The 1,169-nt window shown below is 47.6% G+C and carries 1 protein-coding gene; it reads right to left on the reverse strand.

All coding sequences use genetic code 11. The features are described from left to right. Positions 1 to 54: 54 nt before the first annotated feature. Positions 55 to 885 (reverse strand): NTF2 fold immunity protein, encoded by an 831-nt coding sequence (locus Q0386_RS03490; protein ID WP_299027157.1) that lies wholly within the window; start codon positions 883 to 885, stop codon positions 55 to 57. Between the last annotated feature and the right edge of the window lie 284 nt (positions 886 to 1,169).

Here is a 1,169-nt window from a genome sequence, read left to right on the forward strand (position 1 = left end):
GCGATGATAACGCCGTGATATACGACAAATACGAACTCCCAAAGCACGAGATTTTTAAAATTTTAAAGTAGAAATTTGAGGCGCCAAACGCCAAAAAGCGCCCGAGTTAAACCGCCTAGCGCATTTTATAACCCGCATCCAGCCGCCGTCCATGTCTTGCTGCTTATCTACGAGCCAGCGTCCGTCCTTGCGTATGAGCAAAAAACGCCGCGCAAAACCGTAGCCGTCTTTGGCATAGACGTAAAATTTATTTTTCGTTTCGCTCTCAACGTCCGTTAGCTCGTATCCGCCGTAGGTGCCGCCGTCTGCTTGCGAAAACCATACGAACTCGCGGCGATAACCGCTACGCTTGGCGGGCGTGCAGTATCTAGCAAAGAGCTCATCAAGCATACGCCTCGCCTCGTCCTTATTTTCATCGCAAGCCTTGCGGGCGGCAAATTTTTCCCATTCGCTCATAGCCGCGAAAAACTCCAAAAGCGCGCTTTGCGCCGCAGCGGCATCCTGCGGATCCGGCCTGTTTTTGCTGATTTGAAAATCTCTTTGCGCTTGCTCAAATTTAGCGATCTGCTCCTTGCTAAAGCGCTCGCCGCCGATATGAAATAGGATTTTTGTGTCCGCTACGGCTAACAACCCGGCAAAACTAACGCGCGTATCTACGATGCGTAAAGATTTTAGGCTAGGAATTTGCGCGATCGCCTTTAATCCCTTGTCGGTAATGCCGACGTTTTGGATATCGATGTGCTTTAGCTTAGCGTGCCGCGCAAAGTATCTAAAGCCCTCGCCGCTTATTTTTTCGCTATTTTCTAAAGATAAATACGAAAGCTTAGGCAAACGGGCTAAATACTCAAGCGACGCGTCCGTGATAGCCGTAGCCGCAAAGCCCATATTTACGAGGCCTTTTACCTCGCAGATGGGCGCACTATCTCATCGCTTAGCGCGACATTTTCGTAGCGATAACCCTTACAGCATCGCGCGCTTACCGCATCTAGGGCTTCTTGCATCGTGATTTGCTTCATATTTTCTCCTAAATTTAGCTTAGATTTTAACATACGGGCTTAAATTTGAGGATAAATTTACGGCAGATAAAAAAGCGAAATTTGACCTAGCCGGCGGCGTCAAATTTGATTTTTGGTTTTGGCGACCCAAAATTTGCGAATTTGATTAAAATT

The organism is uncultured Campylobacter sp., assembly GCF_938045625.1.
In the GTDB taxonomy this organism is placed as follows: domain Bacteria; phylum Campylobacterota; class Campylobacteria; order Campylobacterales; family Campylobacteraceae; genus Campylobacter_A.